This is a genomic window from Pseudomonas xanthosomatis (assembly GCF_019139835.1).
Lineage (GTDB): Bacteria > Pseudomonadota > Gammaproteobacteria > Pseudomonadales > Pseudomonadaceae > Aquipseudomonas > Aquipseudomonas fakonensis.
Window position 1 is genome coordinate 4,435,855 of record NZ_CP077075.1, and the last position, 26,052, is coordinate 4,461,906.

Here is a 26,052-nt window from a genome sequence, read left to right on the forward strand (position 1 = left end):
GCGGCCACCACGGTGGATGGCACCGGCTTTGCCGGTCATCGCTGGCAAGCCAGCTCCTAAAAGGTCACTGGGTAATGAGCTTTACCGGCGTCTGGATGACGTTGTCGGCATCCACGTCAGGCTTCTCGCCCTTGATCATCTTCAGCGCTGCCTGAATGCCATAAACGGCCTGCTGGCTGGCGGCCTGGTCGAGGGTGGCGAGCACGCGGCCATCCTTGAGCATCGGCTTGATGGCGTTGATGTTGTCGTAACCCACTACCTGCACCTGGCCGGTCTTGCCGGCGGCGCGCACGGCGGACACCGCGCCCAGGGCCATGCTGTCGTTGCCGGCCAGCAGCGCCTTCAGCTCGGGGTATTCGTTGAGCATCGAGGCGGCCACGGCGTTGCCCTTGTCGATCTCCCAGTTGCCCGACTGCACCGAAACGATCTTCATCTGCGCCGCCTGCATGGCGTCCTTGAAGCCGGCGGTACGCTGCTGGGCGTTGGTAGTGGTCGGCACGCCTTCGATGATGCCCACCTGGTCGCCGGCCTTGAGTTTCTGCTGGGCCAGGTAGTCGCCCACCAGGCGCGCGCCCTTGCGGTTGTCCGGGCCTACGAAAGGCACGCTGATGCCTTTGCTCTTGAGCACTTCGGGGTCGAGGCGGTTGTCGATGTTGACCACGGTGATGCCGGCGTCCATGGCTTTTTTGATCACCGGCACCAGCGCTTTGGAGTCTGCCGGGGCGATCACCAGGGCCTTGGCGCCAGTGGCGATCATCTGCTCGACGATGCGGATCTGGTTGCCGGTGTCGGTTTCGTCCTTGATGCCGTTGGCCACTAGGTCGAAGTCGGCGGGGTGTTCTTTTTGATAGGCCTTGGCGCCGTCCTCCATGGTGCGGAAGAACTCGTTGGCGAGCGACTTCATCACCAGCGCGACCTTGGGCTTGTCTTCAGCGTGGGCGGCGGACATGAGCATCAGGGATGACAATACAGCGATGGCCAAGGGGCGGCCGGAGAAGGGCAGTTTCATGGAATTGACTCCGAATTTTGTGTTTTTTATCGGATGCAAACGTTTGCGGTAGCTCACTATGGAAACAGGCCCCGCGTTTGTCAAATCCACATCGCAAACCTTGTGTGTGGCGCGCGTCGGATTATCCGCAATTTGTCCGAAAAACCGAACAGCTTTTCTATGCTTGTTCGGGCTGCCGAACCACAGCATGTGTAGCAGCTGCGCATGTCAAAAATACTCATCATGAATATCAATGACTTGAAGATGAAAAACGACGAACGGTAAATCTGGTACGAAATCTGCGTGAACAGCCTGGCGACACACAGCAACCATCTCATTTGGAAGAGAGAAGCAGAAATGATCGATACCGCATTGAAAACCTTCACCCCTGCCGCTCTGGCCCTGCTGCTGGCCCTGCCTTCGATGGCCAGCGCCAAAGAGGCCGAACAACAACAGAAACTCGCCAACGTGGTGATTCTGGCCACCGGCGGCACCATTGCCGGCGCCGGTGCCAGCGCCGCCAACAGCGCCACCTACCAAGCCGCCAAACTGGGCGTCGACAAGCTGATTGCCGGGGTACCGGAGCTGGCCGACATTGCCAACGTGCGCGGCGAGCAGGTGATGCAGATCGCCTCGGAAAGTATCAGCAATGACGACCTGCTGAAACTGGCCAAGCGCGTGGCCGAGCTTGCCGACAGCAAGGACGTGGATGGCATCGTCATCACCCACGGCACCGACACCCTGGAAGAGACCGCCTACTTCCTCAACCTGGTAGAGAAAACCGAAAAACCGATCGTAGTGGTGGGCTCGATGCGCCCGGGCACGGCAATGTCGGCCGATGGCATGCTCAACCTGTACAACGCCGTGGCGGTGGCCGGCGACAAGCAGTCGCGCGGCAAGGGCGTACTGGTGACCATGAACGATGAAATCCAGTCGGGCCGCGACGTGAGCAAGTCGGTGAACATCAAGACCGAAGCGTTCAAGAGCGCCTGGGGCCCGATGGGCATGGTGGTCGAAGGCAAGTCGTACTGGTTCCGCCTGCCGGCCAAGCGCCACACGGTCAACTCCGAGTTCGACATCAAGAACATCAGCGCCCTGCCCCAGGTGGACATTGCCTATGGCTATGGCAACGTGACCGACACCGCCTACAAGGCGCTGGCACAAAACGGCGCCAAGGCGCTGATCCATGCCGGTACCGGCAACGGTTCGGTGTCGTCGCGGGTTGTACCAGCGCTGCAGGAGCTGCGCAAGAACGGCGTGCAGATCATTCGTTCGTCCCACGTCAACCAAGGTGGCTTCGTGTTGCGCAACGCCGAGCAGCCTGACGACAAGAACGACTGGGTAGTAGCCCATGACCTGAACCCGCAAAAGGCGCGCATTCTGGCCATGGTGGCGATGACCAAGACCCAGGACAGCAAGGAGCTGCAGCGGATCTTCTGGGAATACTGATCCCCTGTAACGGCCCTATCGCGGGGCAAGCCCGCTCCCACGGCATGTATAGCGTGGGAGCGGGCTTGCCCCGCGATTCCATTCAGATGCTTACGTGATATTGCGAAACGGCCTACACTTGAATACTGTATGCACATACAGCAAACAAGGAACATCCTGTGGCCAGCACTCCCGTCGCAACTCCCGGCAGCTACGAACAACTCGGTCAGCGTATCCAGAAGATCATCAACAGCCCCACCGCCCAGCGCAGCCGGGCCGCGCTGATCTTCCGCCTGGCGCACGAAACCCCCGAAGACTGGGCCACCTTGCTGGATGAAATCGCCGAGAACGATAACGTCACCCTTGCCCACCGCGACGATGGCGGCATTCAGATTTTCTGGACGGTACCGAAAGAAGACTGACTGGCGCTCAGCCCAAGGTCTGCAGGTAGGCACTGGCCTGCTGGTAGCGGGACAGCCTGGCCAGGTCGGCCGGGCCTGGGCGGGCGATGCGGCTGAGGTCGCTGTTGTCGGCAAGGTCGGCCAGTTTCACCTCACGGGCCAGCGGGTCGACACCCAGGCGAATGACGAAGGCTTCGTAGCTTTCGCCCTGGCGCCGGCTCAAGGCCAGCAGGGCGGCGAGGATTTTCAGCGGGAAACCTTCGCGAGCAAGGTCCGAGAGCGTTACCTGGGTATCTTCCAGCACATCGTGCAGCACGGCGACGATACGTTGCTCGGGGGTGATCACCCGCGCCATCACCCGCAGCGGGTGGAGGATGTACGCCGCCCCACCCTTGTCGACCTGCCCTTCATGTGCCCTGGTGGCCACAGCGATGGCCCGTTCCAGCGTTGCCATGAGGCCTCTCCCACTCAACATCCGCCCTTGTCAGCATAGCTGTGACATTGCGGCGGCGCTGCCTGTTCCGGGCTTGCGGGCGCACTGCGCGCCCTTTGTAGAAGCCGGCTTGCCGGCGATGAGGTCATCAGCCCCAACAACCATTTGCAGGCCAGACGCCATCGCCGGCAAGCCGGCACCCACAGAAGGGGCTTGGGCTCAGCGCTTCACACCGTGCTGGATAACGATCGAGTCGGTGCCCAGCTTGGCCATCACCTCAGCCTGGCGCGCCTGTGCTTCAGGCTTGCCCGGGAACGGCCCCATCAGCACCACCGGCTTGCCGTCGCGATACTCGACCCAGGACGGGATGCCCTTTTCGATTAGGCGCGCGGTCATGTCGGTCAGGGCGCCCATGTTAGGGCCCTGAATCACCTCGACATCCCAGCCTTCCGGCGCGGGCTGGTCAGCCAGCTCGTCGGCGCGGCGCTGCAGGTCGGCGCCACCACAGATTTCGCGGATGCGCAGGTCATTGGCGCCGCCGCCCATGAGGATGTCGTACTGGCCGTCATGCTTGATGGCCACGTAGCTGCGATAGGCCTCGTACTGCCCGGCGTCATCCTTGCCACGCACCTGGCCGCAGATGGAGCCATTGGTGTCGAAACGCACGTTGGCGAACTTGGCCGTCTTGGGGTTGTTCAGGTGTTCAGCCACCTGCTTGTGCACCCCTTCGACCTCGTTGTTACAGCCTGCCAGGGCCAGCACCGCCATTACCACAGCCAGTTTGCGCACGCGCGTACCTCCAGATTCGAAGGCGCGGATTCTAGCATGCGAGGGGCGGGTTTCGACGGGGGTGCGGCGATAGTGCAAGAGCAAGTGTTGCCAGTTGTGGCCAAACACCTGCCAGCTCCTACAGGGGCGGCACAAAAAACCGGAATGCAAAAAGGGCGACCCTTTCGGATCGCCCCTTCTGATATTTGGTAGGCACAATTGGACTCGAACCAACGACCCCCACCATGTCAAGGTGGTGCTCTAACCAACTGAGCTATGTGCCTGTCGTGTGGGGCGCATATTAGTGATGCGCTTTCACCCTGTAAAGCTTTTTTTTCAAAAAAATCAAAAACTTTGCGAAGCACCCATCCCTGTAGGAGTCGGCTTGCCAGCGATAGGGCCATAATCCACAGCACATCATTTGCAGGCCAGACGCCATCGCCGGCAAGCCGGCTCCTACAGGGGCCGTATAAAAGCCGGAATGCAAAAAGGGCGACCCTTGCGGATCGCCCCTTCTGATGTTTGGTAGGCACAATTGGACTCGAACCAACGACCCCCACCATGTCAAGGTGGTGCTCTAACCAACTGAGCTATGTGCCTGTCGTGTGGGGCGCATTCTACCGATTGGAAAACCCCTGTCAACTACTTTTTTAACGCTAAGCTACTGAAACTTAAAATGTTTGTATAAAGAAGGCGTGCCGCGCCGGCCGTAAAGGATTTTCACCGGACGACTAGCGGGTGTTTATTATTATTGATAGCATCGGTACATTCGTTAAAAATATAAAACACGAGGTTTCTCGAGCATGGCCAACACCCCCTACCCCCAGTCCTACTACGCCGCCTCGGCCAACCCGGTGCCGCCACGTCCGGCGCTGCAGGGTGAGGTGGAAACCGATGTGTGTATCATCGGTGCCGGCTACACCGGCCTGTCCAGCGCGCTGTTCCTGCTGGAAAACGGCTTCAAGGTGAGCATCGTCGAGGCCGCCAAGGTCGGCTTTGGCGCCTCGGGCCGCAACGGCGGCCAGATCGTCAACAGCTACAGCCGCGACATCGACGTGATCGAGCGCACCGTCGGCCCTAAAGAAGCCCAACTGCTGGGCAAGATGGCCTTCGAAGGCGGGCGCATCATCCGCGAGCGCGTGGCCAAATACAACATCCAGTGCGACCTGAAGGACGGTGGCGTGTTCGCCGCCCTGACCAGCAAGCAGATGGGCCACCTGGAATCGCAAAAGCGCCTGTGGGAACGCTTCGGCCACACCCAGCTGGAGCTGATGGACCAGAAGCGCATCCGTGAAGTGGTTGCCTGCGACAGCTACGTGGGCGGCATGCTCGACATGAGCGGCGGCCACATCCACCCGTTGAACCTGGCCCTGGGCGAAGCGGCTGCGGTCGAGTCGCTGGGCGGCATCATCTATGAGCAAACCCCGGCCGTGCGCATCGAGCGCGGTGCCAACCCGGTGGTGCACACTCCGCAGGGTAAAGTGCGCGCCAAGTTCATCATCGTCGCCGGCAACGCCTACCTGGGCAACCTGGTGCCGGAGCTGGCCGCCAAGTCCATGCCGTGCGGCACCCAGGTGATCACCACCGAGCCGCTGAGCGACGAGCTGGCCCGCACCTTGCTGCCACAGGACTACTGCGTCGAGGACTGCAACTACCTGCTCGACTACTACCGCCTGACCGGCGACAAGCGCCTGATCTTCGGCGGTGGCGTGGTGTACGGCGCCCGTGACCCGGCCAACATCGAAGCGATCATCCGCCCGAAAATGCTCAAGGCCTTCCCGCAGCTCAAGGATGTGAAGATCGACTTCGCCTGGACCGGCAACTTCCTGCTGACCCTGTCGCGCCTGCCGCAGGTCGGTCGCATCGGCGACAACATCTACTACTCGCAGGGTTGCTCGGGCCACGGCGTGACCTACACCCACCTGGCGGGCAAGGTGCTGGCCGAGGCCCTGCGCGGCCAGGCCGAGCGTTTCGACGCCTTCGCGGGCCTGCCGCACTACCCGTTCCCGGGTGGCCAGATGCTGCGTGTGCCATTCAGCGCCCTCGGCGCCTGGTACTACAGCCTGCGTGATCGTCTGGGCTTCTAAGCGAATTTCGCGTAAGCCCTCAGGGCCGCTTTGCGGCCCATCGCGGCACAAGGCCGCTCCTACAGGGGGTTGAGGTCTCCTGTAGGAGCGGCCTTGTGCCGCGATGGGCGGCAAAGCAGCCCCAGCTCAAAGCCCTCAATGGCCCAGGCTGTTCACCGCCTGCTTCGCCGCAATCTCCTGCCCCGAGCGGGCCAGTTCATCCGCCGCCTGCAACCAGCGCCCACGGTCCACCCGTGCCGGCAACTGGCGTGGCGACTGCACCAGCACTGCCCAACTGCCCTCGCTGGCCCAGGCCGACTCAAAGTCTGCAAACTTCATCAACTGCCGGCGGTGCATGCCACTGCGCAGCAGCACCCGCTGCTTGTAGCGGTCGTAGCCGATCAGTACCGCGTAACGCGGCTCGCTCCACCACATCGAGCCTTCCTGATAGCGCACCAGCACCGGGTAACCGGCGGCCACCTGAGTGAGCAAGGCGTCAAGCTGCTTGTCCAGCGGGTAGACCACCTTGCCGTACTCGCGCGCCACCCGCGGGATACCCGTGTCCAGCGCCTCGGCGCCCTGCGGCAGGCCCAGCGCCTTGTCCAGCAGGCCGGGAGTGATCGGCGCACCTTGCTGCGACAGCACGGCAGCCAGGGCCATGGCCCCGCTGTGGTTGGCGTTGCCGCGGTAGAACGGCACGCTGCTCAGTTCGGTGCGTTGTGGCTCGCCTCGGGGGGCCGGCGGCGGAGCGCTGGCGCAGCCACACAAGGTGGCGGCTACCAGGCAGGCAAGCAATAGACGACGGTGTTTGGAGGGTGATTGCAACATGGGCACTCGCTTGTTCCGATGCCAGGCAGGCGACGCCCGGCCCTGGGCTCCGATCATAGGGCGCCGGGGCGCGCGGGTATAGCCCGGCGCGGGCTAGGAACCAAACGGCACAAGTACCAGACCTTCGGTCAATTGAACGTCACAGGCCGCCAGCTAGACTAAAGCTGTGTCTGGAGGGCGAGCCTGGCTCGCCGAAGAGATGGAGGCACACATGAGCCTGACTATGGCAATTCTGATGTTGGTAGGTATGTGGCTGAGCGTCGCTGCCGCCATGCTCTGGGGGGTGTTGCGCATCGTGCGCCGGCATTCCCACCCGCACCACCTGGCCCCCAAGGCACTGGCCAAGCCACAGGTTGCGCACCGCGCACGGCGGCATGCCGGGGCGCACTGATCCTTTGACCGTTCGATAAAAGCATCGCGGGGCAAGCCCGCTCCCACAGAGCCTTATAAGCACTCTGTGGGAGCGGGCTTGTCCCGCGATAGGTTCGAGCTTGAATCAGCCTTCGGCCGCCTCACGCTTCAACCGCGCCCGGCGAGCCATGATGTTGAGCACCTCGATGGCCGTAGAGAACGCCATGGCCGCATAAACATAGCCTTTCGGCACATGCGCACCGAAGCCCTCCGCGATCAGCGTCATGCCGATCATGATCAAAAAGCCCAGGGCCAGCATCACCACGGTCGGGTTGTCGTTGATGAACTTGGCCAGCGGGTCGGCCGCCACCAGCATCACGATCACGGCGCTGATCACGGCAATGATCATGATCGGCAGGTGCTCGGTCATGCCCACGGCGGTGATGATGCTGTCGATCGAGAAGACGATGTCCAGCAGCAAGATCTGGAAGATTGCCGCAGTGAAACCGATGGTCACCACGCTGCCGGTCTTGGATTCCTCCTTGGCGCCATGGGGGTCGACGCTTTCGTGGATCTCCTTGGTCGCCTTCCACAACAGGAACAAGCCACCGGCGATCAGGATCATGTCCTTCCACGAGAAGGCATGGCCGAACACATCGAGCACAGGCTCGGTCAACTGGACGATCCAGGCCACGGTGCTGAGCAGCGCCAGGCGCATGATCAGGGCCATGCTGATACCGATGCGCCGGGCCTTGGAGCGGTAGGCCTCAGGCAGCTTGTTGGTGAGGATGGAGATGAAGATCAGGTTGTCGATGCCGAGCACGACTTCCATGGCCACCAGGGTGGCCAGGGCAACCCAGGCGGTGGGGCTAGCGGCGAGTTCCAGCAAGTATTCCATGGTTCAGTCCTGCTTCCGGTCAGATGTCCTGGGTGTCTTTCTTGTCGTCTTCGGCCTTGGCCTTGCCATCGCTGCCGACCGCATCGCTCAGGGCTTGCTGGGCGGCTTCGTTGGTCTTGTCGATGGCCTGCTTGGCCGACTGCGCGGCCTGGTCGAGCATCTGCTGGGCAGATTTTTCGGCCTGGTCGCAACCGCTCATGGCAAACAGCGCCAGGGCCAGCACCAAAGGGGTACCGATGGATTTGAGTTGTAGCATGGTGTCCTCGCTTGTCGATTCCGGGCAGCGCCAGGTGCGCCTGATGGGTTGGCATTCTAGTGAGGCTGAAACATCCGGAAAATTCGTATTTTCAGCGTATATACTTCGGTTTTCCCGAATCGGCAGCCGCCATGCTCAATTACCGCCAGCTTCACTACTTCTGGGCCGTGGCCCGCACCGGCAGCATCGCGCGGGCCAGCGAACAGCTGAACCTTACGCCGCAGACCATCAGCGGGCAGATCAGCCTGTTCGAGCAAACCTGGAACATCGAACTGTTCCAGCGTGTGGGCCGCCAGCTTGAGCTGACCGAGACCGGCCGCCAGGCGCTGGGCTACGCCGAGCAGATGTTCCAGCTGGGCGGCGAGCTGGAGGCCATGCTGCGCGCCGGGCCCCAGGAGCAGATCCTGTTTCGCGTGGGGGTGGCCGACGTGGTGCCCAAGTCGATCGTCTACCGCCTGCTGGCGCCAACCATGGAGCTGGACGAGGTGCTGCGCATCAACTGCCGTGAGGACAAGCTCGAACGCCTGCTGGCGGACCTGGCGATCCAGCGCCTGGACCTGGTGATCTCCGACAGCCCCATGCCCAGCCACCTGGATATCAAGGGCTACAGCCAGAAGCTTGGCGAATGCGGGCTGAGTTTCTTCGCCACCCAGGCATTGGCCGAGCGCCTGGCCGCACCCTTCCCCGCCTGCCTGGACGACGCGCCACTGCTGATACCCGGCCAGGAAACCGTGCTGCGCAGCCGCCTGCTGCGCTGGCTGGCCGAGCAGCAGGTGCAGCCACGGATCGTCGGCGAGTTCGACGACAGCGCGTTGATGCAGGCCTTCGGCCAGTCGGGAAGCGGCATTTTCGTCGCACCCAGCGTGATCGCCGAAGAAGTCTGCCGGCAGTACGGCGTGCGGCTGATCGGGCAGACCGAGACAGTGACCGAGTCGTTCTATGCCATTTCGGTCGAGCGCAAGGTCAAGCACCCGGGCATCGTGGCGATCACCGAAGGGGCGCGTCGAGAGTTGTTTCATTGGTGATCGCATCGCGGGGCAAGCCCGCTCCCACAGTTACAGTGCCAGATTCAGGCTCTGTGCAATCCTGTGGGAAGCGGCCTTGCCGGGGCGCCGTCCGGTCGAGATGGGCCGCAAAGCGGCCCCAGAATATCGGCATCCTGCAAAATCGCCGGGGCTGCTGCGCAGCCCAATCTCGACCGGACGGCGCCCCGGCAAGGCCGCTTCCCACAAGAATCGAGTCGGCTTTTAAAAATTGAGCAAGACAGTTGCTCCCATATGGCGTGGGAGCGGGCTTGCCCCGCGATCAGGGCCCACGCCGGATGTGCTAAAGTCGCGCCCTTTCACGTAACAGAGTCGTCCCGCCCATGTCCCCCATCCTCCGCCTCATCGGCCGCACCGGCCTGGTGACGCAAATCTGCATCGGCCTGCTGGCCGGTATTGCCCTCGCCCTGCTCGCCCCGGCCCTGGCCCGCGACCTGGCCTTCCTCGGCAAGGTCTTCGTCAGCGCCCTGAAGGCCGTGGCGCCGATACTGGTGTTCATCCTGGTAATGGCCTCCATCGCCAACCACCGCCACGGCCAGGAAACCCACATCCGCCCGATCCTCTGGCTGTACCTGCTTGGCACCTTCGGCGCGGCGGTGGTGGCTGTGGTCGCCAGCATGCTGTTCCCTTCGACGCTGGCGCTCAGCACCAGCGACGCCTCGCTCAGCGCACCGGGCGGTATCGCCGAAGTGATGCAGAACCTGCTGCTGAGCGCGGTCGACAACCCGATCAACGCCCTGCTCAACGCCAACTTCATTGGCGTGCTGACCTGGGCCATCGGCCTGGGCATCGCCCTGCGCCATGCCAACGACACCACCCGTACGGTGGTCGAGGACCTGTCCAACGGCGTCACCCTGATCGTGCGCGTGGTCATCCGCTTCGCCCCGCTGGGCATCTTCGGCCTGGTCAGTTCCACCCTGGCGCAATCCGGGCTCGACGCGCTGCTGGGCTACCTGCACCTGCTGGGCGTGCTGATCGGCTGCATGCTGTTCGTCGCCTTGGTGATGAACCCGCTGATCGTATTCTGCAAAACCCGCCGCAACCCCTACCCGCTGACCCTGCTGTGCCTGCGCGAAAGCGGCATCACCGCGTTCTTCACCCGCAGCTCGGCGGCCAACATCCCGGTCAACCTGGCCTTGGCCGAAAAGCTCGGCCTGCATGAAGACACCTACTCGGTGTCGATCCCGCTGGGGGCGACCATCAACATGGCCGGTGCGTCGATCACCATCACCGTGCTGACCCTGGCGGCCGTGCACACCCTGGGCATCCCGGTGGACATCCCCACCGCCGTGCTGCTGAGCGTGGTGGCATCGATCTGCGCCTGCGGCGCCTCGGGCGTGGCCGGTGGTTCGCTGTTGCTGATTCCGCTGGCCTGCAGCCTGTTCGGCATCCCCAGCGAAATCGCCATGCAGGTGGTGGCAGTGGGCTTCATCATTGGCGTGCTGCAGGACTCGGCAGAGACGGCGCTTAACTCGTCCACCGATGTGTTGTTTACCGCAGCGGCCTGTGGCGGGATGCAGCAGCGTAGCGCCTGAAGGCCCTATCGCCGGCAAGCCGGCTCCTGCAGAGGCACGCATGACCTGTAGGAGCGGGCTTGCCCCGCGATGGCGCTTTACCTAGGCTAGTGGCCTTTTCCTCGCAACGAGACAGGGCCATGTCAGAACACCAAAACACCGGCGAAGGCCGTTTCAGCAGCGTCGAGATTCGCGTGCTCGGTTCGCTGATCGAGAAGCAGGCCACCAGCCCGGAAACCTACCCCCTGACCCTCAATGCCCTGGTGCTGGCGTGTAACCAGAAGACCAGCCGGGAGCCGGTGATGAACCTCTCCCCCGGCCAGGTCGGCCAGGCCCTGCGCGCCCTCGAAGGGCAGGACATGACCCGCCTGCAGATGGGCAGCCGCGCCGACCGTTGGGAGCAGCGCGTGGACAAGGGCCTGGAGCTGGTGCCGGCGCAGCTGGTACTGATGGGGTTGATGTTCCTGCGCGGCCCGCAGACGCTGAACGAACTGCTGAGCCGCAGCAACCGCCTGCACGACTTCGACGACACCGAGCAGATCCAGCACCAGCTGGAGCGCCTGATCTCCCGCGGCCTGGCCCTGCACCTGCCGCGCCAGGCCGGCCAGCGCGAAGACCGCTACACCCATGCCCTGGGCGACCCGGCTGAAATCGAGGCGATTCTGGCCGCGCGCCAGCACGAAGGGGGCGCGCGCGGGGCTGCCGGTGCGGCATCAGAGGAGCGCATCGAGGCGCTGGAAGCGCGGGTTGCCGCGCTGGAGGCACGCCTGGCGCAGCTCGAAAGCTAAGCCTGGGTCATTCGCTGTCGGGGAAGTTGCGGCAGCTCTTGCGTTCGGCCAGCTCCCGGTCGCTGGGGCGCTGGTCGACGAACACGGTACGGCCGTCGGCGTAGATTTCCAGGTAGCCCCAGTGCAGGTCCTGCTCTTTCTGCCCGGGCTTGGGTGGCACGAGCCACCAGGGTTCGCGGCTGATCAGGGTCATGGGTGTGATTTCCGAGGGTGGATGGCGTAATCATAGACACCCTTCAGGTTGCGTTTCGCCAGTTGCAACGCATTCGCGGGCAAGCCCGCTCCCACAGGCATGTCACAGATTTCAAAACCTGTGATGTACCTGTGGGAGCGGGCTTGCCCGCGAAGAGGCCAGCGAAACTTACGCCGGCGCCGAAGTCCGGATCAGGTGGTCGAACGCCGCCAGCGATGCCTTGGCGCCCTCACCTACTGCAATGACGATCTGCTTGTACGGCACCGTGGTCACGTCACCGGCGGCAAACACGCCGGGGATGCTGGTCTGGCCCTTGGCGTCGACGATGATCTCGCCACGTGGGGACAGCTCGACGGTACCCTTGAGCCAGTCGGTGTTCGGCAGCAGGCCGATCTGCACGAAGATGCCTTCCAGCGCCAGGTCGTGGACCTGCTCAGTGCTGCGGTCCTTGTAGCGCAGGCCGGTGACCTTCTCGCCATTGCCCACCACCTCGGTGGTCAGCGCACTGGTGATCACCTTGACGTTCGGCAGGCTGTGCAGCTTGCGTTGCAGCACGGCGTCGGCACGCAACTGGCTGTCGAACTCGATCAGGGTCACTTGGGCGACGATGCCGGCCAGGTCGATGGCCGCTTCAACGCCCGAGTTACCGCCGCCGATCACCGCCACGCGCTTGCCCTTGAACAGCGGGCCGTCGCAGTGCGGGCAGTAGGCCACGCCGCGGGCACGGTACTCCTGCTCGCCGGGCACGTTCATTTCGCGCCAGCGGGCGCCGGTGGCCAGGATCACGGTCTTGGCCTTGAGCGAGGCACCGCCGGCCAGACGCACTTCGTGCAGGCCGCCGTCGGTGGCCGGGATCAGCGCTTCGCCGCGCTGCAGGTTCATGATGTCGACGTCGTACTGCTTGACGTGCTCTTCCAGCGCCGTGGCCAGCTTCGGCCCTTCGGTTTCCTGCACCGAGATGAAGTTCTCGATGGCCAGGGTATCGAGCACCTGGCCGCCGAAACGCTCGGCGGCAACACCGGTGCGGATGCCTTTGCGCGCTGCATAGATAGCTGCCGCAGCACCGGCTGGGCCACCACCGACCACCAGCACGTCGAAGGCGTCCTTGGCGTTGATCTTCTCGGCCTGGCGGGCGCCGGCATTGGTGTCGATCTTGCCGAGAATCTCTTCAAGGCCCATGCGGCCCTGGCCGAACACTTCGCCGTTCAGGTAAATGCTCGGCACCGCCATGACCTTGCGGCTTTCCACTTCGTCCTGGAACAGCGCACCGTCAATGGCCACGTGGCGCACATTGGGGTTTAGCACCGCCATCAGGTTCAGCGCCTGGACCACGTCCGGGCAGTTCTGGCACGACAGCGAGAAGTAGGTTTCGAAGTTGAACTCGCCTTCCAGCGCCTGGATCTGCTCGATCACCTCAGTACTGGCCTTGGACGGGTGGCCGCCGACTTGCAGCAGCGCCAGCACCAGGGAGGTGAATTCGTGGCCCATGGGGATGCCGGCAAAGCGCAGGCTGATGCTTTTGCCATCAAGGGCAGCCCCCGGGCGGCTCAGCGAGAACGAAGGACGACGGGCATCGCTGCCGTCCGCGCTGAAGGTAATGAGGTTCGACAGGCCGGCAATTTCCACCAGCAGGTCGTGCAATTCGCGGGACTTCGCGCCGTCGTCGAGGGAGGCAACGATCTCGATCGGCTGGGTGACCCGCTCCAGGTAGGTTTTCAGTTGCGATTTAAGCGTGGCGTCCAACATACGGGCGATTCCTTTTTCAAAACTCGGATACAAAAACGCCCAGGCGAGGTCGCCCGGGCGCTTTTACGGGGCGGTAAGTACTTCAGCTTTGGCGGCTGCTCACCGCCCGCGATTGACGCATGACCTTAGATCTTGCCGACCAGGTCCAGCGATGGAGCCAGAGTGGCTTCGCCTTCTTTCCACTTGGCCGGGCACACTTCGCCTGGGTGGGCAGCAACGTACTGGGCAGCTTTGACCTTGCGCAGCAGCTCGGCAGCATCGCGGCCTACACCACCGTCGTTCAGTTCGACGATCTTGATCTGACCTTCAGGGTTGATCACGAAGGTACCGCGATCGGCCAGGCCGGCTTCTTCGATCAGCACGTCGAAGTTGCGCGAGATGACGTGGGTCGGGTCACCGATCAGCGGGTACTGGATCTTGCCGATGGTGTCCGAGGTGTCGTGCCAGGCTTTGTGGGTGAAGTGGGTGTCGGTGGACACGCCGTAGATCTCGACGCCCAGCTTCTGGAACTCGGCGTAGTTGTCGGCCAGGTCGCCCAGTTCGGTCGGGCAGACGAAGGTGAAGTCGGCCGGGTAGAAGAACACGACGGACCACTTGCCTTTCAGGTCGGCTTCGCTGACCTGAACGAACTCGCCCTTGTGGTAGGCGGTGGCGTTGAACGGTTTGACCTGGCTGTTGATGATTGGCATGAGAGACGCTCCTTCATGGGGTTGGAATCAGTTGATGGAGTGAATCCTACCGACTGCTCCCGATAAAGGCTCATTGGCAAAGCTCATGCTGCTGATTGGTTTTGGCTATAAGGCGGGTTTATTAATAGAAGGGATCGGGCTGAGCAAAGGATTGCGCGGGGTGTATCGGTATGTGGGGGCAACGGCCTTGTGCCGCCTGTGCCGGCCTCATCGCCGGCAAGCCGGCTCCCTCAGGTACAGCGCAGGCTTGAAGGCTACGCGTGCCATGTAGGAGCGGCTTCAGCCGCAAACACCGGCGAAGCCGGTGCCAGGCGCTAGCGGGTCACCGTACGCATGGTCACGAACTCTTCGGCGGCAGTCGGGTGCACGCCGATGGTTTCGTCGAACTGCTGCTTGGTTGCCCCGGCCTTGAGCGCAATACCCAGGCCCTGGACGATCTCGCCGGCATCCGGGCCGACCATGTGGCAGCCCAGCACCTTGTCGGTATCGGCGTCCACCACCAGCTTCATCAGGGTCTTCTCCTGGATGTCGGTCAGGGTCAGCTTCATGGCGCGGAAGCGGCTTTCGAAGATCTGCACCTTGTGCCCGGCAGCCAGCGCCTGCTCTTCGGTCAAGCCAACGGTGCCGATCGGCGGCTGGCTGAACACCGCGGTGGGGATGTTCTGGTAGTCCACCGGGCGGTATTGCTCGGGCTTGAACAGGCGCCGGGCCACGGCCATGCCTTCGGCCAGGGCCACGGGGGTCAGTTGCACGCGGCCGATCACATCGCCGATGGCCAGAATCGACGGCGCGGTGGTCTGGTAATGCTCGTCCACGCGGATGTAGCCTCGCTCATCCAGCTCCACGCCGGTGTTCTCAAGGCCCAGGTTGTCCAGCATCGGCCGGCGGCCGGTGGCGTAGAACACGCAGTCGGCGACCAGCTCGCGGCCATCCTTGAGGGTGGCCTTGAGGCTGCCGTCGTCAAGCTTGTCGATACGTTGGATGTCGGCATTGAACTCAAGGTTCAGGCCGCGTTTTTCCAGCTCTTCTTTGAGGTGGGTGCGCACCGAACCGTCGAAGCCGCGCAGGAACAGGTCGCCGCGGTACAGCAAGCTGGTGTCGGCGCCCAGGCCCTGGAAGATGCCGGCAAACTCCACGGCGATGTAGCCACCACCGACCACCAGCACCCGGCGCGGCAGGTCTTTGAGGTAGAACGCCTCGTTAGAGGTGATGGCCAGCTCCTTGCCGGGGATGTCCGGCACCTGCGGCCAGCCGCCGGTGGCGATGAGGATGTTGGCGGCGCTATAGCGCTGGCCCTCGACCTCCACCTCGTTTGCGCCGGTGATGCGCGCGTGGCCCTGCAGCAGGGTCACGCCGCTGTTGACCAGCAGGTTGCGGTAGATGCCGTTGAGGCGCTCGATCTCGCGGTTCTTGTTGGCAATCAGGGTGCCCCAGTCGAAGTGGCCTTCTTCGAGGGTCCAGCCGAAGCCTGCGGCCTGCTCCAGTTCGTCGGCGACGTGGGCGCCGTACACCAGCAATTTTTTTGGTACGCAGCCGACGTTGACGCAGGTGCCCCCCAGGTAGCGGCTTTCGGCCACCGCCACCTTGGCGCCAAAGCCTGCGGCGAAGCGCGCCGCGCGAACACCGCCGGAACCGGCGCCAATCACGAACAGATCAAAATCGTAAGCCATGCAATGAGTCTCCTGGGCAGGCGCCCAGCATAGCGCCGTTGGCGCCCCGCCAAAAGCATTGGGGCCGCCCTGCAGCCCATCGCGGGCAAGCCCGCTCCCACAGGGACCGCGTAATCCTGTAGGAGCGGGCTTGCCCGCGATGGGCCGCAGAGCGGCCCCGGTTCAACGCTGCCGCAGCTTAGTAAGCCTTGCCAGCCTTGTAGAAGTTCTCGAAGCAGAAGTTGGTCGCCTCGATGTAGCCTTCGGCGCCACCGCAGTCAAAACGCTTGCCCTTGAACTTGTAGGCAATCACGTTGCCTTCGGCAGCCTGTTTCATCAGCGCGTCGGTGATCTGGATCTCGCCACCCTTGCCCGGCTCGGTCTGTTCGATCTTCTCGAAGATATCCGGGGTGAGGATGTAGCGGCCGATGATCGCCAGGTTGGACGGGGCGTCTTCGGGTTTTGGTTTTTCGACCATGGAGTCGACACGGAAGATGCCGTCCTTGATCTCTTCACCGGCGATGACGCCGTACTTGTTGGTTTCCTGCGGGTCGACTTCCTGAATGGCGACGATCGAGCAGCGATACTTTTTGTACAGCGCGACCATTTGCGCCAGCACGCCGTCACCTTCAAGGTTGACGCACAGGTCGTCGGCCAGCACCACCGCGAACGGCTCGTCGCCGATCAGCGGGCGGCCGGTGAGGATGGCGTGGCCCAGGCCTTTCATTTCGGTCTGGCGGGTGTAGGAGAACGAGCACTCGTCCAGCAGGCGACGGATGCCGACCAGGTATTTTTCCTTGTCGGTGCCCTTGATCTGGTTTTCCAGCTCGTAGCTGATGTCGAAGTGGTCTTCCAGGGCGCGCTTGCCGCGGCCGGTGACGATGGAGATCTCGTTCAGGCCGGCGTCCAGTGCCTCTTCAACGCCATACTGGATCAGTGGCTTGTTGACCACCGGCAGCATTTCCTTGGGCATGGCTTTGGTAGCGGGCAGGAAGCGGGTGCCGTAACCGGCTGCCGGGAACAAGCATTTCTTGATCATATACGTCCTTAACGAAGGGCTTTGCGTACGAATTTCGGCGCAGTCTAATCAGGCGGCGGTCAGCTTACAATGCCCCGCCCTCGGCCGGCCGATGCCATGATAGAGATATCCCAGTGTAGTTAGTTCCGACGGATCGTAAATATTGCGCCCGTCGAACAGCACCGGCATGCGCATCAGGCCGCGTACACGGCGAAAATCGGGCTGGCGGAACTGCTTCCATTCTGTCACCAGCACCAGTGCGTCGGCCCCTTCGACGCAGGCGTAGGGGTCCTCGCCCAGTTGCAGTTGGCCACTGGCAAGCGCCTGCGGGTAACGTGCCGCCACCCCCGCCCACGCCGCCGGGTCGCAGGCCCGCACCCGCACCCCGGCCGCCAGCAAGGCCTCGAGCAGCACAAGGCTGGGCGCTTCGCGCAAATCGTCGGTGCCCGGCTTGAACGCCAGCCCCCACAGCGCCACCTGGCGTCCGCGCATGAACCCGCCAAAATGCTGCTGCAAGGCCTGGAACAACAGGGTCTTCTGCTCGGCATTACGCGCCTGTACTGCCTTGAGGATGCTCGGCTCGAAGCCCTGTTGCTCGGCGCAATGCACCAGCGCCCGCACATCCTTGGGGAAGCACGAGCCGCCGTAGCCGCAGCCTGCGTAGATGAAATGGCTGCCGATACGTTTGTCGCTGCCGATGCCGTGGCGTACTTGCTCGATGTCTACCCCCAGGTGAGCACACAGGCCGGCCAGTTCGTTGACGAAGGAGATCTTGGTGGCCAAAAAGGCATTGGCCGCGTACTTGGTGAACTCGGCAGCACGCGGGGTCATCAGCAGAATGCGCTCGCGGTTGCGCACGAACGGTGCATACAGCCGTTGCAGGCGCTGCCCGGCCTGTTCGCTGTCGTGGCCGATGATGATCCGGTCAGGGCGCAGAAAGTCCTCGATGGCACTGCCTTCCTTGAGAAACTCGGGGTTGCTCGCCACCTCCACGGCAAAGCGCGCACCGCGCTCGCGCAGGCCGGCAGCGATGTGGCGGGCAACCCGCTCGGCACTGCCCACCGGCACCGTCGACTTGTTCACCACCAGGCAGGCGCGTGGGAGATGGCGGCCCAGGCTGTCGGCCACCGCCAGCACATGCTGAAGGTCGGCCGAACCGTCCTCAAGGCTTGGCGTGCCGACAGCGATGAACACCACCTCGGCTTTGGCCAGGGCCGGGTGCCATTGGTCGGTGAACGACAGCTGGCCACTGTGCAGGCCCTCCTGCAACAGGGCCTGCAGGCCGGGCTCGTAGATCGGGCAGTGGCCCTCGCGCAACTGAGCCAGGCGCGCCTGGTCACGCTCCAGGCAGACCACGCGGTTACCCATTTCGGCAAAACAGGCCGCCGTGACCAACCCCACGTACCCTGCCCCGATCACACACAGTTCCATGGCCACGCTCCTGGCTAGATGTTGCGGCCATTGCAGCGGGCTGGCGTTGCAGCATGGTGACGGGTGTGGGGCAGGCAGATGACGGTGGTGACGGCTATCGCGGGGCAAGCTCGCTCCCACAGGGCCATTGCCCTTTGTTCGATCACGGCCCGCAACACCATTCGTGATTTCAAGTCAAAGGACCTTGGCCTGCCTATGCCTTAATCCCGCCAGGCAAAAGCCGCACACTGCCGGTTATTCGCTTGAACACGGGCCACACTGTCCCGGCATCTTCACTGACCAGGAGCATATCCATGAGCATTCCATCCTTCGGCCTGGGCACCTTCCGCCTGACCGGCCAAACCGTCATCGACTCGGTCAAGGCCGCGCTGGATCTGGGCTACCGCGTCATCGACACCGCGCAGATCTACAAAAACGAAGCCGAAGTCGGCCAGGCCATCGCCGAAAGCGGCGTACCGCGCAACGAGCTGTTCATCACCACCAAGATCTGGGTCGACAACTACGCGGCCGACAAGCTCATCCCCAGCCTGCGCGAGAGCCTGGCCAAGCTGCGCACCGAATATGTCGACCTGCTGCTGATCCACTGGCCGGCCCCGGGCAATGGTGTCGAGTTGCGCGAATACATGACCGCGCTGGCAGAGGCCAAACAACTCGGCCTGACCCGCCAGATCGGCGTGTCCAATTTCAATATCGAGCTGACCCGCCAGGCCATCGAAGTGGTTGGCAAAGGCGAGATCGCCACCAACCAGGTCGAGCTCAGCCCGTACCTGCAAAACCGCAAGCTGGCGGCATTCCTGCAGGAACAAGGCATCACCGTGACCTCGTACATGACCCTGGCCTACGGCAAGGTGCTCAAGGACCCGGTGCTGGCCGAAATCGCTGCCAAGCACAAGGCGACTGTCGCCCAGGTGGCGTTGGCCTGGGCCATGCAGCTGGGTTATGCGGTGATTCCCTCGTCGACCAAACGCGAGAACCTGGCCAGCAACCTGCTTGCTCAAAGCCTGCGCCTGGATGCCGACGACATGGCGCGTATCGAGGGGCTGGAGCGCAATGGCCGTGAAGTCAGCCCGGACGGCCTGGCGCCGGCCTGGGACTGACCTCTCGCAAGGCGCCACAACCTCTCTGTAGGAGATTACCCAGCCCTGCGGGCTGCGCTGTCGCGCAGAGAACTGGGCACGAACCCGCCGCGGCCCCTGTGGGAGCGGGCTTGCCCGCGAACACCGGCAAAGCCGGTGCCAGCCACCGCGCTGCCTGCTTCGCGGCTAAAGCCGCTCCTACACAAGATGCGCGGCGTTTGTATGCCTGCCTTCACCTTTAATGACATTTGCACCGCGGAGTTCCCGATGAGCACGCTTTCCCCCAAACGGGTTCTGTTCGCCCTGGCCATCGGCGCCTTCGGCATCGGCACCACCGAATTCACCCCCATGGGCCTTTTGCCGGTGATCGCCGAAGGCGTCGATGCCAGCATCCCCAGCGCGGGCATGCTGATTACCGCCTACGCCATCGGCGTGATGGTCGGCGCGCCGATCATGACCTTGCTGTTCAGCCGCTTCGGCAAGCGTGCGGCGCTGATGATGCTGATGGGAATCTTCACCGTCGGCAACCTGCTCTCGGCCCTGGCGCCGGACTACTACACCCTGCTGGCCTCACGCCTGATCACCAGCCTCAACCACGGCGCCTTCTTCGGCCTGGGCGCGGTGGTGGCGGCCAGCGTGGTGCCCAAAGACAAGCAGGCCAGCGCCGTGGCCACCATGTTCATGGGCCTGACCATCGCCAACATCGGCGGCGTGCCGGCCGCCACCTGGCTGGGCCAGCAGGTTGGCTGGCGCATGGCGTTTGCCGGCACTGCAGTGCTCGGCCTGCTGGCCATCGCCGCGCTGTGGCTGGCCCTGCCCAAGGGTGAACGCGGCCAGGTGCCCCATGTGCGCAAGGAACTGGCGGTAATCGCCCGCCCCAGCGTGCTGCTGGCCATGGCCACCACGGTGCTGGGTGCCGGCGCCATGTTCACCCTGTACACCTACGTGGCCCCGGTGCTGGCCGAACTGACCGGCGCTTCCGACGCCTTCGTCACCCTGGGCCTGGTGCTGATCGGGGTGGGCTTCACCCTGGGCAACAGCCTGGGTGGCAAGCTGGCAGACTGGTCGCTGGATGGCGCAGCGCGGATCTTCCTCGGCGTGCTGGCGCTGATCATGCTGCTGATGCCGCTGGTACTGGGCAGCCATATCGGTGCGGCCATCGCCCTGCTGGTGTGGGGCATGTTCACCTTTGCCGTGGTACCGCCGCTGCAGATGCGGGTGATGACCGCCGCCATCGAGGCGCCGGGGCTTGCCTCGTCGATCAACGTCGGTGCGTTCAACCTGGGCAATGCCCTGGGCGCAGCATCGGGTGGCGCGGTGATCAGCCTGGACCTGGGCTATGGCGCAGTACCGATGGCCGGTGGCGTGCTGGCGGCGGCCGGGCTGTTGCTGGTGTGGCTGGGCGGGCGTGGCAAGGTGGCCAAACACGTGGCCAGCAGCGTTTGACCCGCCCCCTGTAGGGCCGGCTTGCCGGCGATAGGGCCTGCAGCCCGAGCGCATCTTGCAGGCCCGGCCTCATCGCCGGCAAGCCGTCTACAGGGGAGCATCATTTCGCCTGGCGAAACTATCAAGTGCTGGCAAGGAGCATTCCCTCTACCCGACCACAGGGCTACGCTTCACCGGGCCAACAGTGAACAGCCCACAGGAGCCCGCCCATGTCCCGCCCACCGCTGCCCCCCTTCACCCATGAAACCGCCATCGAGAAAGTGCGCCTGGCCGAAGACGGCTGGAACAGCCGCGACCCGGCCAAGGTCGCCCTGGCCTACACCCTCGATACCCGCTGGCGCAACCGTGTGGACTTCTGCCGCAACCGCGACGAAGCCCAGGCGTTTCTGGTGCGCAAGTGGAACCGCGAACACGAGTACCGCCTGATCAAGGAACTGTGAGCCTTCGCCGGTAACCGTATCGCCGTGCGCTACGCCTACGAATACCGCGACGACAGTGGCCAGTGGTACCGCGCCTACGGCAACGAGAACTGGGAGTTCGCCGAGGACGGCCTGATGCGCGAGCGCCACGCCAGCATCAACGAAATGCCCATCAGCGAAGCAGAACGCAAGTTCCGCTGGCCGCTGGGGCGCCGCCCCGACGATCATCCCGGTTTGAGCACGTTCGGTTTCTGAAGCGCAGGACAGCGCTGGTGCAGGCTAGCAACCGCCTGACTCAACGCGTGGGAGCGGGCTTGCCCCGCGAAAGATGTCACCGGCTGAGCCGATTCGCGTGGCAAGCCCGCTCCCACAGGCACAGGGCACCTCCGGCAACTGCCCTGGGTACGCTACATATGGCCTGCGTGCCGGGCAACGGCTTCTTCGCTGAGTGTTCGCAGCAACCCTGCGTGGACAGCGCCACGCGCCTGGGCTATGGCCTCGCCGGCCCGCACGTAGGCTTCGTCCTGAAGGTTGGTTGCATTGTCATAGAGCACATCCAGTTGCTGGTGAAAAGGCCGGTCAAGGTGCTCGAAGCGTTCAGCGAAGCGTTCACGCAGATACTCCAGCCAAAAGTCGCGCCCCTGCAGGGAGTCCACCAACGCCTGTGGCGTCTCTTCTTCCAGTACCAGCCGGCGGGCGGCATCGACATGCGCCTTGGTGACCCCGCTGGCATGGGCGTAACGCATACTTGCGGGCTGGTCAGGCAGGCCCAGCCGTTCGGCCAGGTTGATGCGGTAAGCGAGGAAGATCTCCACGTCGTCCGGTGCAGTGAACTGCCCGGGCGCTCTGGCCTGCCCGGCGAGCCAGGCCTGTTCGGCCTGCTGATAGTGCTTGCTGGCCAGGCGCTGCACGTGGTCAAGGCGGTACAGCCCGCGCCCCTCGAGCAGCAGCTCGCGCTCCAGCGCCGCGCCCGACAGCCCGGCCGTGCGCCGGATCACCCGGGTGCGCGATTCCAGGGCACTGAACACCAGCAGCACGTGATCGGCGCAACTGCCCGGCCCGGCGGCCTGCTGAAACACGGCCTCGCGGATCTGTTCGTTCTGTTCGCAGCATTCGATCACCTGCCAGACCCGGTCGCGCCAGGCACCCGGGGCCTGACGAAATTCCACGGACTGGGCCAAATTACCGAGAAAGCGGAAGAAGTCATCCCCACCCGGTGCCTGACGCAGGCTCTGCCAACTGGCACGGTGGCTGGCTCGGCGCCGGTCGAGCAGTCCACCGAGCAAGCGTTGCAGGGTGGCATCGTCATCCACCACATGCGCATGGCCGGCAGCCGCTTCGCTGGCTGGCAGCGCAGCGGCAAGACGCTCGGCGCTCTGCGGGGCCAGGGGGTTGTCATGCAGGGCCAGACGCGGGAGGCGCAGCCGGAGTTCGGCAAGCTGCGTTGGCTCAAGGTGCTGGATCTGGTTGTCCCGCAGGTCGCCACGCTCCAGCAGGGGCAGATGCAGGGCTTCTGGCGGCACCTCGTCCAGCGCACAGGCGCGCAAGCTGAAGTAGCTTAACCGGCGCAACCTGGCAAAGTCCGGGCGCAGCCCCAGCGGGTTGTGCCCCAGGTCGAGGCGCTGCAACCCGCCCAATTGGTCGAGTCGCCCCTGGCCTGCGGCATCCAGCACGATACGGTTGTCGCCCAGGCGCAGGTCCTGCAACTGAGTCAACTGCTCCAGGCCCTCAGGGAAGCGGCCTAGCCGGTTATGCCGCAAGTTGAGAACGCGCAGGTTGGGGAAATGCTGGAAAAATTCAGGGCTGATTGCGTCCAGGGCCATGTCACGCAACGTCAACTCGATAATGTGCTGAAAGCGCAATCCGGCAGGCAAGGCAGGCAGGCTACCGACCCGTGCACCGTCAAGGGTCAGGCGATGCTCGATGGCACCATAGCTGGCGGCCTTGCGCCGCCAGCAGCGGCGAATGTCCCTGGCGACCCGTTGCCGGCTGAGCAAGCGGGAAAAGGCGGTGGTTTCCTGCTTCCAACGGGTCAGCGCTTCATTCAACGCAGTGAGCTGCGTTTGCAGGGTGCGCACATGATCCCACAGCCCGATACCCTGCTCGAGCTGGGCATTGAGGTAGGCCTCCCTCTGCTCCACGGTCAGCGTCGGGTAGACCTCATGCAACCCCCTCAATAGCGCCTGGTGACTGCTTTCTCCACGGCCGCTCAACGGGTAGCCCAGGCGACCGTCACCCAGGCGTACCGGTGGGCGCAGGCCTATACCCGCCGGTGCCAGGCCGATCGCCCGGGCGGCCTGTTCGCGCTGCCCGGCAGCCTGGCTGGCCAAGCGCTCGGCCAGGTGGTCGGCGGCAGCAGGCCCGAGCCGGGCCTGCTGCGCAGGTGTGAGCCAGTGCCCAAGGGCTTGCACGAGGCTGTCGCTCGGCGTCGACGCCGGCAACCGCTCACCGTCACCGTCCAGGCAGGTATACCCCTGGCCACCGCGCACGATCAGCCGGGGGTGCCCGACCTGCTCATTCCCCGCCCGTGCCGCCAGCGTACCCTGCGCACTACCCTCGCGAATCTCAAGGCCCGTGCCTTCGGGCCAGGGCGCCAGCTCATCGAGCATGGCCAAAGCCAGGCGTTCGCTGTCTTCAGCAACCGGGCCCGCCTCACGCAAACCGGCACAGGCGCGGTTCAGCCGGCCGTCACGCAGCAACCAGCGCGCCCGCTCGGCCAACGCCAACGGCACCCGCTGCTGCTCAAGCAAGGTGTCGCGCTGCACATCGCAGGCCTGCTCGACAAGCTCGCGGGCACCGCGCCGGCTCAACCCGGGAAAGTCACGCAGCACAACCTGCGCGGCAGCGTCGGGTAGCGGCCCATCTGCCAGCAACTGCGCGTGCAGGGCCTCATGCCCAAGCGTGGGCTGGCGCTGACGCAGCCGCTGGCGCGCCAGGGCATCTTCCAGCAAGGCCGGAGCCTGTGCCTCTTCGAGCAACAGCCTGCGCAACTGGTCTTGCGAATAGCCTGTGGCCTGCAACAGCGGCGTCGCTTCTTCGTCGCTGACCGTGGACATTGCCCCGCCCAGTGCCCGCAGCAACCGGCCAAGGCCTTGTTGCTCGGCCAGTAGCGGCTGCTTAGCCAGCCTGAACGCAGCCGATGCCCCGACGCGCGGGGTCAGGGCATCGACGAAGGCACGGCGCGGCAGCAACCGGCCAACCCCCTCGCTGGCACCCGCCAGCACCAGCCCGCTGGCAACGATCCCGGCGACATCGAAGGCATGCCCCAGTGCCGCCTCGCGGTCGCCCTGCTGCCACGCCTCATAGCCTTCGTAGATGTCCCCAACCACCTGTGCGGCGGTCACCCCCAGCATCACCACGCCCAGCGCCGGCACGAAAAGCGAAGCCAGGCCGAGCAACGTCAGGCCGGCCTCGGAGTACCCGCGCAAGCGCAGGTCGCGGGCCGCACGGTCTTCATCGCCAGTGGGCACCACCAGCACCCGGGCGTCATCCAGCAATTTGTCGACATGCGCTTTGGCCAGGTGGCCAAACAGCTCGCCTGCGACAGCGACATGCCGACCGTCCAGTTTGACCGGAGTCGCAACCGGCCCCTTTGCCAGCAAGCCCTGAAGGCGCCTGGCGAAGTCAAGGCGGTCACGCTCGCGCAAAAAACGCTGAAAAAACGCCTGGTAGCCCTTGTCAGCCAGGCGACCGGCAAGGGCGGTATAGAGCGACGACCAGGACGGGTGCCAGTTAAAGGGGCTGACCAGGTCGTCGGGTATCCATGTCAGCACCCCTTCGGGCTTGCCCGCGGCCCTGACCTCCACGGCGAGCACACCGACCAGAGGCTTGCCCAGCAAGCGCAGGTCATGGGGCACCAGGGTGGTGGCATCGTTGGTTGCCGGGGCGTTTTCGAACAGCCGGCTCAGGCGCTTGAAGGCTTGCTCACGCAGCGAACCGCGCAGGCTTTCAAGGTGTGCGGCAGCCTCGAAGTTGGCCCGATACGCCTTTGCCAGTTGTTGCTCGACGCCGTCACCGACGCTCAACACAGATGCCAGATAGCGTTGATATTGGCTACCCAGATCCAGCGTGCGGCACAGCTCGATGAAGCCTGCCGGGCTCAAGGCAAGGCGAGTGCCCTTTTCGTCGTACAGTGCGCTCGGTGGCGAGAACGCCTCGCCAGGCATGAAGTTGTGCATCGCCGCAACCAGCAGGTGCTGGTCCGTCACGAAGGGCTCGTAGCGCCGTACCGGCCCGCCCGGATAGACTGGCGGATAGGGCAACAACCTGACCTTGCGCAAGCGGCTGCGGCGCACGTCCAGCTTGCGCTGGGTGGCACCGCGCAAGGCTTCTGCCAGCAGCGGCGCGGCAAATTCCTCCGGCGGCGTAACCGCCTGCAGCACCCGGCGGACATTAGCCTGGGCACGCTCCTGAGCGAGCAACGCTGCCTGCAGCGCGGCACGTTGCTGCTCAGTCGCGCTGACCAGCCAGGCGGGCAACTGCCGCGCAATGAAATGGTCGATGGAAGTTTCGGGGAAGGCTGTGGAGGTTGCCATGGCTGGCTCCTGTCTGAATGGCGGGAGCGACAGTCAAGCGGGCCGTGGCCATGGCCAGGTGGTAGTTACTGCTGCTTGATCCAGCCAG

General features: G+C 64.1%; 22 protein-coding genes, 2 tRNA genes and 1 pseudogene. 10 read left to right on the forward strand and 15 right to left on the reverse strand.

What is annotated here, in order from left to right; all coding sequences use genetic code 11:
* Positions 1-64: 64 nt before the first annotated feature.
* Positions 65-1,009, reverse strand: coding sequence for a sugar ABC transporter substrate-binding protein (locus KSS93_RS19535; protein ID WP_217885582.1), 945 nt, complete (start codon positions 1,007-1,009; stop codon positions 65-67).
* Between the two features lie 336 nt (positions 1,010-1,345).
* On the opposite strand from KSS93_RS19535, the gene KSS93_RS19540 reads away from it, so the two are divergent.
* Both KSS93_RS19540 and KSS93_RS19545 read left to right on the forward strand, forming a co-directional pair.
* Positions 1,346-2,437 carry an asparaginase gene (locus KSS93_RS19540; protein WP_217885583.1) on the forward strand — a complete coding sequence of 364 codons (1,092 nt, stop codon included), beginning with the start codon at positions 1,346-1,348 and terminating at the stop codon, positions 2,435-2,437.
* 158 nt (positions 2,438-2,595) lie between these two features.
* Positions 2,596-2,838, forward strand: a complete 243-nt coding sequence (locus tag KSS93_RS19545) for a DUF1654 domain-containing protein (RefSeq protein ID WP_217885584.1) — start codon at positions 2,596-2,598, stop codon at positions 2,836-2,838.
* Positions 2,839-2,845: 7 nt separating this feature from the next.
* On the opposite strand, the gene KSS93_RS19550 is transcribed toward KSS93_RS19545, so the two are convergent.
* The 4 genes from KSS93_RS19550 to KSS93_RS19565 all read right to left on the reverse strand — a co-directional run bounded on the left by KSS93_RS19550 (position 2,846) and on the right by KSS93_RS19565 (position 4,618).
* The gene (locus KSS93_RS19550) at positions 2,846-3,271 is read right to left on the reverse strand and encodes a GTP pyrophosphokinase (protein ID WP_217839310.1); all 426 of its coding nucleotides are present in this window, start codon (positions 3,269-3,271) and stop codon (positions 2,846-2,848) included.
* Between the two features lie 198 nt (positions 3,272-3,469).
* Positions 3,470-4,039, reverse strand: a complete 570-nt coding sequence (locus tag KSS93_RS19555) for an SPOR domain-containing protein (protein ID WP_217839311.1) — start codon at positions 4,037-4,039, stop codon at positions 3,470-3,472.
* 186 nt (positions 4,040-4,225) lie between these two features.
* Positions 4,226-4,302, reverse strand: a tRNA-Val gene (locus KSS93_RS19560).
* 239 nt (positions 4,303-4,541) lie between these two features.
* A tRNA-Val gene (locus tag KSS93_RS19565) sits at positions 4,542-4,618 on the reverse strand.
* Positions 4,619-4,821: 203 nt separating this feature from the next.
* On the opposite strand from KSS93_RS19565, the gene KSS93_RS19570 reads away from it, so the two are divergent.
* Positions 4,822-6,105, forward strand: a complete 1,284-nt coding sequence (locus KSS93_RS19570; protein WP_217839312.1) for an NAD(P)/FAD-dependent oxidoreductase — start codon at positions 4,822-4,824, stop codon at positions 6,103-6,105.
* Positions 6,106-6,240: 135 nt separating this feature from the next.
* Here KSS93_RS19570 and KSS93_RS19575 read toward each other — a convergent pair whose 3' ends face one another.
* Positions 6,241-6,969 carry a peptidase C39 family protein gene (locus KSS93_RS19575; RefSeq protein ID WP_217885585.1) on the reverse strand — a complete coding sequence of 243 codons (729 nt, stop codon included), beginning with the start codon at positions 6,967-6,969 and terminating at the stop codon, positions 6,241-6,243.
* Positions 6,970-7,123: 154 nt separating this feature from the next.
* Here KSS93_RS19575 and KSS93_RS19580 point away from each other — a divergent pair, with 154 nt between their 5' ends.
* The gene (locus KSS93_RS19580; RefSeq protein WP_217839314.1) at positions 7,124-7,303 is read left to right on the forward strand and encodes a hypothetical protein; all 180 of its coding nucleotides are present in this window, start codon (positions 7,124-7,126) and stop codon (positions 7,301-7,303) included.
* A 105-nt stretch (positions 7,304-7,408) separates the two neighbouring features.
* On the opposite strand, the gene KSS93_RS19585 is transcribed toward KSS93_RS19580, so the two are convergent.
* Both KSS93_RS19585 and KSS93_RS19590 read right to left on the reverse strand, forming a co-directional pair.
* On the reverse strand, positions 7,409-8,161 hold the full coding sequence (locus KSS93_RS19585) for a TerC family protein (protein WP_217885586.1): 753 nt from the start codon (positions 8,159-8,161) through the stop codon (positions 7,409-7,411).
* A 19-nt stretch (positions 8,162-8,180) separates the two neighbouring features.
* Positions 8,181-8,417 carry a hypothetical protein gene (locus KSS93_RS19590; protein WP_217839316.1) on the reverse strand — a complete coding sequence of 79 codons (237 nt, stop codon included), beginning with the start codon at positions 8,415-8,417 and terminating at the stop codon, positions 8,181-8,183.
* Positions 8,418-8,548: 131 nt separating this feature from the next.
* On the opposite strand from KSS93_RS19590, the gene nhaR reads away from it, so the two are divergent.
* The 3 genes from nhaR to KSS93_RS19605 all read left to right on the forward strand — a co-directional run bounded on the left by nhaR (position 8,549) and on the right by KSS93_RS19605 (position 11,762).
* Positions 8,549-9,442: a transcriptional activator NhaR gene (nhaR, locus tag KSS93_RS19595; protein ID WP_217885587.1), complete on the forward strand. Its 894-nt coding sequence runs from the start codon at positions 8,549-8,551 to the stop codon at positions 9,440-9,442.
* A 341-nt stretch (positions 9,443-9,783) separates the two neighbouring features.
* Positions 9,784-10,995 (forward strand): serine/threonine transporter SstT, encoded by a 1,212-nt coding sequence (gene sstT / locus KSS93_RS19600; RefSeq protein ID WP_217885588.1) that lies wholly within the window; start codon positions 9,784-9,786, stop codon positions 10,993-10,995.
* Positions 10,996-11,114: 119 nt separating this feature from the next.
* Entirely contained in the window at positions 11,115-11,762 is a 648-nt protein-coding gene (locus KSS93_RS19605; protein WP_217885589.1) for a YceH family protein, read from the forward strand.
* A 7-nt stretch (positions 11,763-11,769) separates the two neighbouring features.
* Here KSS93_RS19605 and KSS93_RS19610 read toward each other — a convergent pair whose 3' ends face one another.
* The 6 genes from KSS93_RS19610 to KSS93_RS19635 form a co-directional block, all read right to left on the reverse strand.
* Positions 11,770-11,955: a hypothetical protein gene (locus KSS93_RS19610; protein WP_217885590.1), complete on the reverse strand. Its 186-nt coding sequence runs from the start codon at positions 11,953-11,955 to the stop codon at positions 11,770-11,772.
* Between the two features lie 168 nt (positions 11,956-12,123).
* Positions 12,124-13,701 (reverse strand): alkyl hydroperoxide reductase subunit F, encoded by a 1,578-nt coding sequence (gene ahpF / locus KSS93_RS19615; protein WP_217885591.1) that lies wholly within the window; start codon positions 13,699-13,701, stop codon positions 12,124-12,126.
* 125 nt (positions 13,702-13,826) lie between these two features.
* Complete coding sequence (gene ahpC / locus KSS93_RS19620; protein WP_004375926.1) at positions 13,827-14,390, reverse strand: alkyl hydroperoxide reductase subunit C; 564 nt, start codon at positions 14,388-14,390, stop codon at positions 13,827-13,829.
* A 314-nt stretch (positions 14,391-14,704) separates the two neighbouring features.
* Complete coding sequence (gene gorA / locus KSS93_RS19625) at positions 14,705-16,060, reverse strand: glutathione-disulfide reductase (protein WP_217885592.1); 1,356 nt, start codon at positions 16,058-16,060, stop codon at positions 14,705-14,707.
* 178 nt (positions 16,061-16,238) lie between these two features.
* On the reverse strand, positions 16,239-17,078 hold the full coding sequence (gene galU, locus KSS93_RS19630; RefSeq protein ID WP_012273146.1) for a UTP--glucose-1-phosphate uridylyltransferase GalU: 840 nt from the start codon (positions 17,076-17,078) through the stop codon (positions 16,239-16,241).
* A 48-nt stretch (positions 17,079-17,126) separates the two neighbouring features.
* Complete coding sequence (locus tag KSS93_RS19635) at positions 17,127-18,488, reverse strand: UDP-glucose dehydrogenase family protein (protein WP_217885593.1); 1,362 nt, start codon at positions 18,486-18,488, stop codon at positions 17,127-17,129.
* 293 nt (positions 18,489-18,781) lie between these two features.
* Here KSS93_RS19635 and dkgB point away from each other — a divergent pair, with 293 nt between their 5' ends.
* The 3 genes and pseudogenes from dkgB to KSS93_RS19650 all read left to right on the forward strand — a co-directional run bounded on the left by dkgB (position 18,782) and on the right by KSS93_RS19650 (position 21,684).
* A complete protein-coding gene (gene dkgB, locus KSS93_RS19640) occupies positions 18,782-19,585 on the forward strand; it encodes a 2,5-didehydrogluconate reductase DkgB (RefSeq protein ID WP_217885594.1) in 804 nt (267 codons plus the stop codon).
* Between the two features lie 246 nt (positions 19,586-19,831).
* On the forward strand, positions 19,832-21,010 hold the full coding sequence (locus KSS93_RS19645) for an MFS transporter (protein WP_217885595.1): 1,179 nt from the start codon (positions 19,832-19,834) through the stop codon (positions 21,008-21,010).
* A gap of 209 nt (positions 21,011-21,219) precedes the next feature.
* A pseudogene (locus KSS93_RS19650) lies at positions 21,220-21,684 on the forward strand (nuclear transport factor 2 family protein).
* 152 nt (positions 21,685-21,836) lie between these two features.
* Here KSS93_RS19650 and KSS93_RS19655 read toward each other — a convergent pair.
* Positions 21,837-25,964, reverse strand: coding sequence for an NEL-type E3 ubiquitin ligase domain-containing protein (locus KSS93_RS19655; RefSeq protein WP_217885596.1), 4,128 nt, complete (start codon positions 25,962-25,964; stop codon positions 21,837-21,839).
* Between the last annotated feature and the right edge of the window lie 88 nt (positions 25,965-26,052).